Origin of the sequence: Methylophilus sp. OH31 (genome assembly GCF_000576615.1) — a bacterium.
Classification (GTDB): domain Bacteria; phylum Pseudomonadota; class Gammaproteobacteria; order Burkholderiales; family Methylophilaceae; genus Methylophilus.
In genome coordinates this window covers 884,141-896,500 of sequence record NZ_BAUS01000002.1, presented here as the reverse complement: position 1 = coordinate 896,500, position 12,360 = coordinate 884,141, and the positions used below count along the sequence as shown (strand labels likewise).

Below are 12,360 nucleotides of genomic sequence, written 5' to 3'. Positions count from 1 at the left end.
CTATTTTTCACTGCTGGTTTTAAATTTACCGTAACTCATCAAACGCTGGTAACGCGACTCCAGCAATTGCGGTACTTTTTTAGCTTGTAACGTTTTGAGTTGCTGACCAATGGCCTGGCCAATACGCTCCATCACTTCTTCGTAGTTACGATGGGCGCCGCCCAATGGTTCACTGATAATATTATCGACCAGGCCCAGGGATTTCAGGCGATCTGCAGTGATGCCCAAGGTTTCAGCAGCGTCAGGTGCCCTGCTCGCACTCTTCCACAAAATAGAAGCACAGCCTTCAGGCGAGATGACTGAATAAGTCGAATATTGCAGCATGTTCAAATGATCCACGACGCCCAACGCCAGCGCGCCACCTGAACCGCCCTCGCCGATGACTACGCCGATAATCGGTGTTTTGAGTTCAGCCATCACATACAGGTTACGTGCAATCGCTTCGGATTGGCCCCGCTCTTCGGCACCGATACCAGGATAAGCGCCCGGGGTATCGATAAAGGTAATAATTGGCAGATGGAATTTTTCGGCCAGGCGGAATAAGCGCAAGGCTTTACGATAGCCCTCAGGACGCGGCATACCAAAGTTGCGGTATTGACGCTCTTTGATATCACGGCCTTTTTGGTGGCCCATGACCATGACAGGAATGCCTTTGAAACGGGCAATGCCACCGACAATCGCCGGATCATCAGCAAAGGCACGGTCACCGTGCAGCTCTTGAAAGTCAGTAAACAAGGCGCTGATGTAATCAATAGTGTAAGGACGTTGTGGATGACGCGCCACCTGGGAAATTTGCCAGGCACTCAGGTTTTGGTAAGTATCTTGCAGCAGCTTGGTATTTTTCTTTTGCAGCAAGTCCAACTCTTTGGAAATATCCAGCGAGTCATGTTCATCGTGTGAAACTTGCAAAGCTTCAATACGCTTTTCGAGGGCAGCAATGGGCTGCTCGAAATCGAGATAAGTCAGTTTACTAGGCGTGAGACGTTTTGCACTCATAATGAATTCCAGTGTGAATTCTTAGAAAAAAAGTTTAGGCATTATAAAGGATTTTGACGTTTTCTTTTGACAACCAGCCCTGCAAATTCTGCAACAGGTCGTCATGCAGCACGACTTGCCAGTCATCGCTCAGCATCAGGCTCACTTGCGCCGACTGGTTATGGTAGTCCACCTTGATCGGGCAGCGCTTTTGCTCTTCGCCCGCGTAACGGTAAGGCGTCAGCACATTCATCAACCTTTGCACATCAGAAGTGCCATTGCAATTCAGGGTGAGCATTTGCGCAAAGCGGTTGCGCACGGCCGCCAGGTCATAGAGTTTTCTGGCGCTGACACGAATACCGCCTGAGAACTCATCATTGCTGATGCGGCCTTCCACCACCAGCAATTGGTCATCTTTAATCCATTGTGCGTGTTGCATGAGCAGCTCTGAGCCAACCACCACATCCACCCTACCCACAGCATCATCCAGCGTGACGATCGCCATCTTGCCGCGCTGGGTCATACGCACGCGCACGCCCATCACCACACCCGCCAGTAATTTGGGCTGATCCTGCGGTGCCAGTTCGCTGAGATTGCCTTTAATAAACGGCCCTAATTGTGGTTTATAGCTCAAATACGGGTGGCCACTCAGGTAAAAACCAAGCGCCGTTTTCTCTTCTATCAATGCCTGTTCTGGGCTCCAGGGTGCGATACCAGGCAAAGCGTGACGGGTTTCAACCACGCCGCCAAACAAGCAATCCTGCCCGGCATGCGCCGCACTTTGTTCGGCGACACTAATCGCCGTATCCAGCCCGGCCAGTAACGCGGCCCGATTCTGCTCCAGCTTGTCGAAAGCCCCGGCGCGAATCAGTGATTCAATTACCCGGCGATTGACTTTGCGCAGATCCAAACGCTGGCAAAAATCAAAGATATCCTTGAATGGCCCTTGTGCCTGACGTGAGGCCATGATCAGCTCGATCGCCGCCAAACCAGTGCCTTTAATGGCACCCAGCCCATACAATACTTGCTGCGCACTCAGCGGCTTAAACTGGTAAATACTGGCGTTCACATCCGGCGGCAGCACATCGACATGGTTAGCCCCGCAGTCATCGAAAAACGTATGCACGTTATCGGTGTTGTTCATATCGGCCGACATGGTTGCCGCCAAGAATGCAGCCGGATAATGCGCTTTAAGGTAAGCGGTATGATAAGCAACCAGCGCATAGGCCGCCGCGTGTGACTTGTTAAAGCCATAGCCGGCAAATTTTTCCAGCAAGTCGAACAGATCGTTAGACTGCTGCAGGGTTAAGCCATTTTTCTGCGCGCCTTCGTTGAAAATTTCGCGCTGTTGCACCATTTCTTCAGGTTTTTTCTTACCCATGGCGCGCCGCAGCAAGTCAGCGCCACCCAGGCTATAACCGGCCACCACCTGCGCAATCTGCATCACCTGCTCCTGATACACCGCAATGCCGTAGGTTTCTTTCAGGATAGACTCGGTGGACGCATGCGGATACTCCACACGCTGCGTACCATGTTTACGGCGGCAGAAGTCAGGAATCAGGTCCATAGGACCCGGTCGATACAAAGCTACCAGGGCAATAATATCCTCAAACAAGTCCGGCTTGGCCTGTTTGAGCATGTCTTTCATGCCGCGCGATTCCAGCTGGAATACCGCGGTGGTATTGGCCGTTTTCAGCAAATGGTAACTGCGTTTATCGTCTAGCGGGATGGTCTCGAAACTCAGCGGTGGCAACTCTTCTTGCGCGCGCTGGGCATTGGCATTTTCCAGTGCCATATTGAGAATGGTCAGCGTACGTAAGCCCAAAAAGTCGAACTTAACCAGGCCAACGGCCTCCACATCGTCTTTATCGTATTGACTGACCAGGCTATCACCATTCGGCTGACAATACACCGGTGAAAAATCAGAAATCTTGCCTGGGGCAATCAAGACGCCACCGGCGTGCATACCGATATTACGCACCAAGCCCTCAAGGCGGAGCGCCAAGGAAAGTAATTCTGCGACTTCTTCCTCTTTTTCGCGGCGCTCTTGTAACTGCGGCTCTTTTTCCAGCGCCGATTCCAGCGTAATGCCTAACTCCAGCGGGATCAGCTTAGCGATGCCATCGACGAAGTTAAACGGTAAATCCAGCACGCGGCCCACATCGCGGATCACCGCTTTGGCCGCCATGGTACCGAAGGTGGCGATCTGCGACACCGATGCCAAGCCATATTTATGCTTGACGTAATCGATGACGCGATCTCGTCCTTCCATACAGAAGTCAATATCGAAGTCGGGCATGGAGACCCGCTCAGGGTTGAGAAAACGCTCAAACAGCAAGTTGTATTTGAGCGGATCCAGATCGGTAATCCCCAGGCTGTAAGCAACCAGCGAGCCCGCACCTGAGCCCCGACCCGGCCCAACCGGCACGCCATTATTTTTGGCCCAGTTAATAAAATCAGCCACGATGAGGAAGTAGCCAGGGAAGCCCATCTGCACAATGATGTTGCACTCGAACTGCAAGCGGTCTTCGTATTCCTGGCGCTTGGCTTCGCGCTGCTGTTCATCCGGATATAAATAAGCCAGGCGGTGCTCCAGCCCCAGTTTTGACTGGTCTACCAGGTACGCATCCAGGCTTTCGCCATTCGGCGTCGGAAAGTCTGGCAAATAGTTTTTACCCAGTGTCAGCGCTAGGTTGCAACGCTTGGCAATCTCCACCGAGTTCTGTAACGCCAATGGCATATCGGCAAACAGGGCCTGCATCTCGGCCTGCGTTTTCACATATTGGGTCGCGACAAACTTGCGTGGACGCCGTTTATCGGCCAGCACATAGCCTTCAGCAATACAGGTACGCGCCTCATGCGCCATATAGTCGTCTGCGGTTTGAAATTGCACCGGGTGCGTCGCTACCACCGGCAGATCCAGTTGCTGCGCCACCAGCACGGTTTGCTGTATCAGTTGCTCTTGCGCGTAGCCTTCGGGCGTGCCAGCTTCATGCACGCGCTGCACTTCAAGATAATAACGACCAGCAAATACCTGCGCCCATTGCTGCGCATATTGCAAAGCCACTGCCTGATTGCCTGCCTGCAAGGCGAGTCCAACATCGCCTGCCGCGAAACCTGAAAGCACTAACAAGCCGGCATTTTTCTCCACCAGCCACTCGGCCTTGATTTCTGCGCGTTCGCGATACTGGTTTTCGAGATAAGCACGGGATAGTAATTCGCATAAATGGCGATAGCCTTGCTGATTCTGCACCAGTAATAGCAAGCGCTGCGGTTGATCGCGCTGTACCGTATTTTCAATCCAGACATCGCAACCAAGCACAGGCTTCAAGCCTTTACCACGAGCAGCTTTATAGAATTTGACTGCGCCAAACAGATTGGAGAGATCAGTCAGTGCGATAGCGGGCATCGCATCGTTTTTGGCGGCTTTGACATAGTCGTCAATGCGCACTGTGCCATCCACAATGGAATACTCACTGTGACAGCGCAGATGAATAAATGCTGGTTGAATGGTGGGAATTTCAGACGCTTCCATGGCTTTATTTTAACCGCCAACACACTTTTTTGTACCTATGATGGGTGCAAATAATCTGGTTGACAGCGTTAAAATTCCCACGAAGGAAAGGAGACGACTCTGGCAGCGCAAACAATAAAAAATTTAATTCGCCAGGCATAATGCTCTATGATGTCAGGCGTTTTCGTGAATAGATGACTGATCATGCCTAATGCCACCGCTTTACTGGATGACCCGATACTGGTTGAGGATGACTTGCCCAGACTTGGCCAAACCCTGCCGTTCTTTCAACTGGTGAACCATGCGCTGGAAGATGTTTCATTAGACACCTTTCGTGGCCAGCGTAAAATCCTGCATTTTTTCCCAGGCATAGACACCTCTACCAGCGCCAATAGCGTACGCAGGCTGGACGGCATCGGAGCAAGCCTGGAGAATACCGTCATTCTGCACATCTCGCCTGATTTACCCTTCACCATGACACGTTTCTGCAGCGCAGAAAATCTGTCTGCAGGCATTCATTTATCCACCATGCGTGGCCGTGACATGCTTAAGAACTACGGTGTGCTGATGATGACCAGCAAACTGGCCGGATTACCTGCGCGTGTGCTGATGGTCGCTGACGAAGATGACCGCGTATTGCATGTGGAACTGGTCAAAGAATTAACCAGTGAGCCCGACTACGATGCTGCCCTGGCTGCCCTGCAAAAATGATTCCCTTACTTTTTATGTGGTTGATTGACATTGGCTGACAAGTTAAAGTGCTCGTTTAACACTCATTCATCATGTTTTGGAGAAGATTATGGCAAGCGTAACGCTTAAAGGTAACCCGGTCGCCGTTGGCGGTAAATTTTTGGCTGCAGGCGACGCTGCCCCGGCTTTTCAACTGGCAGATGCCAAACGCAATCTGGTTGGCCTGGATGCCTACGCCGGCAAGCGTAAAGTACTGAACATTTTCCCTAGCATTGATACACCAACTTGCGCGACTTCAGTACGCACATTCAACAAAGAAGCCAGCAGCGTGAACAATACCGTTGTATTGTGTGTATCCGCTGACTTGCCATTTGCACAAAGCCGTTTCTGCGGTGCAGAAGGCCTAGAAAACGTAGTCACCCTGTCCACGTTCCGTGACACTGCAAAATTTGCCACTGACTACGGCGTATTCATCACTGACAGCAGCCTGGCGGGCTTAACTGCACGTGCGGTTGTAGTGCTGGATGAAAACAATCAAGTATTGCATAGCGAACTGGTGGGCGAAATCGCTGACGAGCCAAACTATGCTGCTGCGCTGGCTGTATTGAAATAAGCAATTAGCATGCAATAAAAAAGCCAGCAGATGCTGGCTTTTTTATTTGGCTAAGACGACGCTTAAACGCGCTTGAACAACAGGCTGCCGTTAGTGCCGCCAAAGCCGAAGTTGTTTTTCAGGGCATATTCGATCTGTAGATCACGTGCGGTGTTGGCACAGTAATCCAGATCGCATTCCGGATCCTGATTAAACAAGTTAATAGTAGGCGGTGAAATCTGATTGTAAATAGACAATACAGTAAATACAGACTCCAAACCACCAGCGCCACCCAGCAAGTGACCCGTCATCGACTTGGTGGAGTTCACCACCAGTTTATAGGCGTGGTCACCAAACGTCGCTTTAATCGCGTTGGTTTCGTTGGCATCACCCAACGGCGTCGATGTGCCATGTGCATTCATAAACTGCACCTGATCAGGGTTAACGCCTGCATTTTTCAGAGCGTTTACCATGGATCGACGTGGGCCATCCATATTTGGCGCGGTCATGTGATAGGCATCGGCACTTAAACCATAGCCGGCAAGTTCAGCATAAATTCTGGCACCACGGGCTTTGGCGTGCTCATACTCCTCAAGCACCATCACACCGGCCCCTTCACCAATGACAAAGCCATCACGGTCTTTATCCCAGGGACGACTGGCTGTTGCCGGATCATCATTGCGACTAGACAAGGCGCGCGCAGAGGCAAAGCCACCAACGCTCAGCTCGGTAATCGCTGCTTCAGCGCCACCAGCCACCATCACATCGGCATCGCCGTACTCAATCATGCGTGCTGCTTCACCAATGCTGTGCGTGCCTGTGGTACAGGCCGTCACCACGGCGATATTCGGGCCTTTTAAGCCCAGCATAATCGACAGGTTGCCAGAAATCATATTGATAATGGTGCCTGGAATAAAGAATGGCGAGATCTTGCGTGGGCCACCTTCGTCATAACTGTCGTTGGTGGACTCAATCAAGCCCAAACCACCAATCCCGGAACCGATGGTGACACCGATGCGCTCGGCATTGGCGTCAGTCACCTCCAGGCCAGAATCACGGAAGGCTTCCAGGCCTGCTGCCAGGCCATACTGGATAAAAGTATCCATACGGCGGGCATCTTTGGCCGGAATAAAGTCTTCAGCGTTAAAGCCTTTGACTTCGCCTGCAATTTGCGAAGCGAATGGTGTGGGATCAAATTTGGTGATGCGGGTAATGCCTGATTGACCAGCAACCAGATTGTCCCAAGCGGTTTGGGTACCAATCCCTACTGGAGACACCACGCCCAAGCCAGTTACTACTACTCTGCGTTTCGTCATAATAGAAAATCAGCCCTCTTGCGAGGGCTGATTGAAGAATGAAGTCAATGAATTACTTGAGGTTTGCGTTGACGTAGTCAATCGCTTGCTGCACGGTTGTGATTTTTTCTGCTTCGTCGTCAGGAATTTCGCAATCGAATTCTTCTTCCAAAGCCATCACCAATTCTACGGTGTCCAGAGAATCTGCACCCAGATCATCTACGAAAGATGATGTGTTTTTAACGTCAGCTTCGTTTGCACCCAGTTGTTCACAAACGATTTTCTTTACGCGTTGTTCGATGTCGGACATCTAAAATACCCCTTTGTTGATAAGTGTCGTGTTCAATAAACCGGTATTCTAGCAAAACTTGCCCAGAATACCAAAGAAACTATATATTAAGCGCAGTACATACCACCATTGACATGGATGGTTTCACCAGTAATGTAAGCAGCCGCAGGCGACGCCAGGAAAGCAACCGTGGCGGCGATTTCATCGACCTGGCCCAAACGGCCGACCGCAATGCGCTCCAGCATTTTGGCTTTAATCTCTTCTGGCAGTTCGGCCGTCATGTCGGTTTCAATGAAACCAGGCGCGACACAGTTCACCGTAATGCCACGGCTACCAACCTCTTGCGCCATGGACTTGGTAAAACCGGTCATGCCTGCTTTCGCGGCAGCATAATTCACTTGCCCGGCATTGCCCATATGACCTACCACGCTGGAAATATTGATAATGCGACCCTGGCGCGCCTTCATCATCGGACGCAACACCGCCTGGCTCATACGGAACACGGACTTCAGGTTGGTGTTCAATACAGCATCCCAGTCTTCATCCTTCATGCGCATCAGCAAGGTATCTTTGGTGATGCCAGCATTGTTGACCAGAATAGAAACTTCACCATACTGTTCTGCTATCTGCTTTAAAACCGCTTCGATTTGTTCTGGCTGGGTCACATCCAGCGCCAAACCAACGCCATTCACACCGGCGGCCTGCAGGTGGGCAGTAATCGCCTCTGCCCCGCTGGCCGAAGTCGCCGTACCAATCACGGTTGCGCCCTGCTTACCCAAGGTCTGCGCAATCGCTGCGCCAATGCCACGGCTTGCGCCAGTCACCAATGCTACTTGTTGATTCAACATATCCACTCCTTATTGCGCAACAAATGCTTGCACAGATTCATCATTGACCAGTGCGACACAAACCATATCAGCTACAATGCGCTTGGCTAAACCAGCCAGCACCTTGCCCGGGCCACATTCGGCAGCACTCAACACCTCTTGTGAGGCTAATTGTTGCACGGTCTCTACCCAGCGGACCGGGCTATGCAACTGGCGCACCAGTGCGTCTTTAATTTGCGCGGCATCGCTATATGCCACCACGTCCGCATTGTGCAATACCGGCACCACAGGCGCTTGCACATCTACATTTTGTAAATATTCACGCAGCTTATCCGCCGCAGGCTTCATCAGCCCACAGTGCGATGGCACGCTAACAGGTAACGGCAAAGCACGTTTAGCACCTTTAGCTTTGGCCAACTCCATGCCGCGCTCAACCGCGGCCTTGTCACCGGCAATCACTACCTGGCCTGGCGAGTTAAAATTCACGGCCTGCACCACCTGGCCCTGGGCCGCTTCGGTGCACACGGCACGCACGGTGTCATCATCCAGGCCCAAAATAGCGGCCATGGCGCCCTGACCTTCTGGTACCGCTTGCTGCATGACCTGGGCGCGAAACTTGACCAATGGCAAGGCATCTGCAAATGAAATGGCGCCGGCAGCCACCAACGCGGTATATTCACCCAGGCTGTGGCCAGCCATGGCTGTTGGCAGCTTGCCACCAAGTGCCTGGTACACGCGCCAGCTAGCAACCCCTGCAGTGAGCATGATAGGTTGCGTATTTTCGGTCAGGTTAATTTCGTCATTGGCTTCTGTCGCCATTTTCCAAAAATCGACACCCAGCACAGAAGAAGCCTCATCAAAAGTTTGCTTGACGATGGCATGTGCCTCCAAGCCCTGCATCATGCCAACGGACTGTGAGCCCTGGCCTGGAAAGAAAAAAGCAAATTTAGACATAATGTTTGATCGCGTATTGACTAAAAAATAAGCAGGTCATCACATACATGACGCCTGCACACAGAAATTGCACAGGTTTTTAATACTTGACCAGCGCAGAACCCCAGGTAAATCCACCACCAAACGCCTCCATGAGCAGAATCTGCCCGCGCTGGATGCGGCCATCACGCACGGCAGTGTCCAGCGCCAAGGGAATAGACGCTGCAGAAGTATTACCGTGTCTATCTACCGTGATCACCACTTTTTCCATAGGCAGATCCAGTTTCTTGGCGGTTGCTTGCAGAATGCGAATATTGGCCTGGTGCGGCACCAGCCAGTCAATGTCAGACTTTTGCATATTGTTCGCTGCCAGCGTCTCATCCACAATCTGGTCCAGCGTATTCACCGCCATTTTAAACACAGCATTGCCTTCCATCACCACGGTATCCGGACCACCATCCGTATTACGTGGCACATGCAGGTACGTTTCGTAATTACCGTCGGCATGAATATGTGTAGACAGTACCCCTGGTTGCTCGCTGGCTTGCAGAATCACCGCACCAGCGCCATCGCCCCATAAGATACAGTTGCTACGGTCGGTGTAATCAGTGATGCGGGTAAACGTATCTGCACCGATGACCAGCACGTTGCGGTACTGGCCTGACTTGATAAATTGATGGGCAGTGGTCAGCGCATAGACGAAGCCGCTACAGACCGCCTGCACATCAAATGCAGGACAGCCGCTGACGCCTAATTTGCGTTGCACCATCGTCGCTACGCTGGGGAAGATTTTGTCTGGTGTGGTCGTCGCCACAATAATCAGGTCAATATCCTGCGCCTGAATGCCTGCAGCCTCAATGGCATTGCGTGCCGCATGGGTAGCCAAATCACTGGTGCGCTCATCGGTGACACGATGGCGTTGCTTGATACCGGTCCGGGCAAAAATCCACTCATCGGTGGTATCGACCATCTTTTCCAGATCGGCGTTGGTTAAAATAGTGGGTGGCAGATAGCTGCCAGTGCCTGCGATGCGTGCGTTAATCATCCGTACGATTATGCCTTAATTGGGTCAAATTACCTAGCCGAATGCAGCTCAGGACTGCTCGGAAGTCGTCAGGTGCTCGATCTCAAGCTGTGCCTGAATACGCTTCAAAATACCGCTCTGCGCCTCTTCCATGGCGACATGAATCGCATGGTAAAAACCGACGCTGTCCGCTCCACCATGGCTTTTCACCACAATACCGCGCAAACCTAAAAAGCTGGCGCCATTATAGCGACGCGGATCCAGGCGTTTTTTGAACGCTTTTAATACCGGGAAAGCGCCCAGTGCCATCAACTTGGTCAACCAGTTGCGCTTGAATTCCTGCGTCAGGAACTTGCCCATCATGTGTGCCAAGCCCTCAGTGGTTTTTAATGCCACATTACCGACAAAGCCATCGCAGACCACGACATCGGTCGTGCCTTTGAAAATATCATCGCCTTCAACGTTACCGTAAAAGTTCAAATGGCTACCACGCAGCAACTCCGCCGCCTGCTTGGCCACTTCATTACCCTTGATATCTTCAGAGCCAATATTAAGCAGGCCAACAGTAGGATTGGGTTTATTGCTGATACAGCTCACCACCATCGCTCCCATAATGGCAAACTGGTACAGGTGCTCTGGGGTACAGTCAGCATTGGCACCGAGGTCGAGCATAAACGTACTGCCATTTTCAGAAGGCAAAGTCGAGGCAATGGCCGGACGGTCAATACCAGGCAAGGTTTTAAGCACAAAACGTGCTGTCGCCATGAGGGCGCCGGTATTGCCTGCGCTGACACAGGCTTGCGCCTCGCCGGTTTTGACCATATTGATGGCCACGCGCATGGAAGAATCTTTTTTATTTTTCATCGCGCTTTGTGGCGATTCATCCATCAACACCACTTCGCTGGCATGATGCACACGCAAACGCGGATTAGGCGATACATGCAATGCTTTTAATTCGGCCTCAACCGCATCTTGCAAGCCAACCAGAATAATATTGAGATTAGGATTTTCGTTCAAAATACGCACTGCCGCAGGCACAGTCACATGTGGACCGTGATCTCCCCCCATGGCATCAATGGCAATCACTACTTCTTGTGAATGCACGTGTTGACCAGTTGTCATGTCATTTCCCAAATTTACTTTCCATGCACGGCACCTGTTATTAAAACACAGTGCTCAATTACTCAGATGCAGGCAAGTGCAGGCTTACGCCAGATACACAAACGCCGCGCATTTTAGTGCGCGGCGTGTTTTAAAGCTTGACGCTTTAATGCAGCGATTATTCGCCTTTAGCTGGCATCACTTTACGGCCACGGTAAAAACCGTTAGGGCTCACGTGATGACGCAAATGTACTTCACCAGTCGTTGGCTCAATCGCCAAAGGTGGGTTTGTCAAAAAGTCGTGTGAACGGTGCATACCACGCTTGGACGGTGTCTTTTTGTTTTGCTGAACTGCCATTTATATACTCCAAAATCAAACCGCCACACCTCAGAGAATGAAGTTAAAGGGCAGTTATAAATAAACTTAAAATGCTACCTAATCCGCAATTATAAAATATTCCAGAGACAACTGCAAATAAATCCTGCAAATATCGCTTTTGATTTGCTTTTTTGCGTTTTCAGCGTGCACAAACCAAACGCTCAGCGATCATTTATCCAGCTTTAACTGCTTGAGCGCCGCAAACGGATTAGGTTTTTCACCGGCAGATTGCTGCAAACTGACGCACGCTTCTTCATGCATCACCGCAATGGGCAAAGCCATCAACAACTCATCTTCAACCAATGACTCAATGATCGTTTCATCCCCCTCTTCCAGCCAGTCTACGTGCTCATCTTCAAGCAGCGCTTCCGGCGGCTCATCGCACAATGCAAACTCAAATTGCAAATCAAGCGCTTGCGGCAACGGGGCAAAACAACGCTGGCACACCAACGGTAACGCCGCCTGCACCGCTAAGGACAACATAGGCAAGGCAGTCTCGCTAAAAAAACGCGACGGCAACCCTTGTAATTGATAATGCACGCGCAACGCACCCAATGCAGCGGCATCGGTGACACCCAATGCATGCAAAGCCTCTTGCAAGCGCGGCAAAGATGACAGTGTCAGCTCACCCTCACTGTTTTTTTGCTGCCGGGCCAGCTCCTGAAATCGCGTCATAAGCTAAGAAAACTCTAAATATAAACAAGCATGACACTATAGCAAACTCGGCCGATCTTGACGACC

General features: G+C 51.3%; 12 protein-coding genes. 2 read left to right on the top strand and 10 right to left on the bottom strand.

Features of this window, described 5'->3' with window-relative positions:
- A complete protein-coding gene (locus OH31_RS06140; RefSeq protein WP_024930039.1) occupies positions 1 to 996 on the bottom strand; it encodes an acetyl-CoA carboxylase carboxyltransferase subunit alpha in 996 nt (331 codons plus the stop codon).
- Positions 997 to 1,030: 34 nt separating this feature from the next.
- Positions 1,031 to 4,510 (bottom strand): DNA polymerase III subunit alpha, encoded by a 3,480-nt coding sequence (gene dnaE / locus OH31_RS06135; RefSeq protein ID WP_024930038.1) that lies wholly within the window; start codon positions 4,508 to 4,510, stop codon positions 1,031 to 1,033.
- Between the two features lie 183 nt (positions 4,511 to 4,693).
- On the opposite strand from dnaE, the gene tpx (OH31_RS06130) reads away from it, so the two are divergent.
- Positions 4,694 to 5,200 carry a thiol peroxidase gene (gene tpx / locus OH31_RS06130; protein WP_024930037.1) on the top strand — a complete coding sequence of 169 codons (507 nt, stop codon included), beginning with the start codon at positions 4,694 to 4,696 and terminating at the stop codon, positions 5,198 to 5,200.
- Between the two features lie 88 nt (positions 5,201 to 5,288).
- Complete coding sequence (gene tpx / locus OH31_RS06125; RefSeq protein ID WP_019882198.1) at positions 5,289 to 5,792, top strand: thiol peroxidase; 504 nt, start codon at positions 5,289 to 5,291, stop codon at positions 5,790 to 5,792.
- A gap of 62 nt (positions 5,793 to 5,854) precedes the next feature.
- Here the strand turns inward: tpx (OH31_RS06125) and fabF are convergent, their stop codons facing one another.
- The 8 genes from fabF to OH31_RS06085 all read right to left on the bottom strand — a co-directional run bounded on the left by fabF (position 5,855) and on the right by OH31_RS06085 (position 12,294).
- Complete coding sequence (fabF, locus tag OH31_RS06120; protein WP_019882197.1) at positions 5,855 to 7,087, bottom strand: beta-ketoacyl-ACP synthase II; 1,233 nt, start codon at positions 7,085 to 7,087, stop codon at positions 5,855 to 5,857.
- Between the two features lie 52 nt (positions 7,088 to 7,139).
- Positions 7,140 to 7,376, bottom strand: a complete 237-nt coding sequence (gene acpP / locus OH31_RS06115) for an acyl carrier protein (protein ID WP_019882196.1) — start codon at positions 7,374 to 7,376, stop codon at positions 7,140 to 7,142.
- An 86-nt stretch (positions 7,377 to 7,462) separates the two neighbouring features.
- A complete protein-coding gene (gene fabG, locus OH31_RS06110) occupies positions 7,463 to 8,203 on the bottom strand; it encodes a 3-oxoacyl-ACP reductase FabG (protein WP_019882195.1) in 741 nt (246 codons plus the stop codon).
- A gap of 9 nt (positions 8,204 to 8,212) precedes the next feature.
- Entirely contained in the window at positions 8,213 to 9,136 is a 924-nt protein-coding gene (fabD, locus tag OH31_RS06105) for an ACP S-malonyltransferase (protein ID WP_024930036.1), read from the bottom strand.
- Between the two features lie 79 nt (positions 9,137 to 9,215).
- Complete coding sequence (locus tag OH31_RS06100; RefSeq protein ID WP_024930035.1) at positions 9,216 to 10,160, bottom strand: beta-ketoacyl-ACP synthase III; 945 nt, start codon at positions 10,158 to 10,160, stop codon at positions 9,216 to 9,218.
- 48 nt (positions 10,161 to 10,208) lie between these two features.
- Positions 10,209 to 11,261 carry a phosphate acyltransferase PlsX gene (plsX, locus tag OH31_RS06095; RefSeq protein WP_019882192.1) on the bottom strand — a complete coding sequence of 351 codons (1,053 nt, stop codon included), beginning with the start codon at positions 11,259 to 11,261 and terminating at the stop codon, positions 10,209 to 10,211.
- 157 nt (positions 11,262 to 11,418) lie between these two features.
- Entirely contained in the window at positions 11,419 to 11,598 is a 180-nt protein-coding gene (gene rpmF / locus OH31_RS06090; protein ID WP_018985326.1) for a 50S ribosomal protein L32, read from the bottom strand.
- A gap of 189 nt (positions 11,599 to 11,787) precedes the next feature.
- Positions 11,788 to 12,294, bottom strand: a complete 507-nt coding sequence (locus OH31_RS06085; RefSeq protein ID WP_024930034.1) for a DUF177 domain-containing protein — start codon at positions 12,292 to 12,294, stop codon at positions 11,788 to 11,790.
- Positions 12,295 to 12,360: the final 66 nt, after the last annotated feature.

Coding starts and splice junctions, on each gene's coding strand:
- OH31_RS06140 (WP_024930039.1), bottom strand. CDS start 996: ATGAGTGCAAAACGTCTCACGCCTAGTAAACTGACTTATCTCGATTTC.
- dnaE (WP_024930038.1), bottom strand. CDS start 4,510: ATGGAAGCGTCTGAAATTCCCACCATTCAACCAGCATTTATTCATCTG.
- tpx (WP_024930037.1), top strand. CDS start 4,694: ATGCCTAATGCCACCGCTTTACTGGATGACCCGATACTGGTTGAGGAT.
- tpx (WP_019882198.1), top strand. CDS start 5,289: ATGGCAAGCGTAACGCTTAAAGGTAACCCGGTCGCCGTTGGCGGTAAA.
- fabF (WP_019882197.1), bottom strand. CDS start 7,087: ATGACGAAACGCAGAGTAGTAGTAACTGGCTTGGGCGTGGTGTCTCCA.
- acpP (WP_019882196.1), bottom strand. CDS start 7,376: ATGTCCGACATCGAACAACGCGTAAAGAAAATCGTTTGTGAACAACTG.
- fabG (WP_019882195.1), bottom strand. CDS start 8,203: ATGTTGAATCAACAAGTAGCATTGGTGACTGGCGCAAGCCGTGGCATT.
- fabD (WP_024930036.1), bottom strand. CDS start 9,136: ATGTCTAAATTTGCTTTTTTCTTTCCAGGCCAGGGCTCACAGTCCGTT.
- OH31_RS06100 (WP_024930035.1), bottom strand. CDS start 10,160: ATGATTAACGCACGCATCGCAGGCACTGGCAGCTATCTGCCACCCACT.
- plsX (WP_019882192.1), bottom strand. CDS start 11,261: ATGACAACTGGTCAACACGTGCATTCACAAGAAGTAGTGATTGCCATT.
- rpmF (WP_018985326.1), bottom strand. CDS start 11,598: ATGGCAGTTCAGCAAAACAAAAAGACACCGTCCAAGCGTGGTATGCAC.
- OH31_RS06085 (WP_024930034.1), bottom strand. CDS start 12,294: ATGACGCGATTTCAGGAGCTGGCCCGGCAGCAAAAAAACAGTGAGGGT.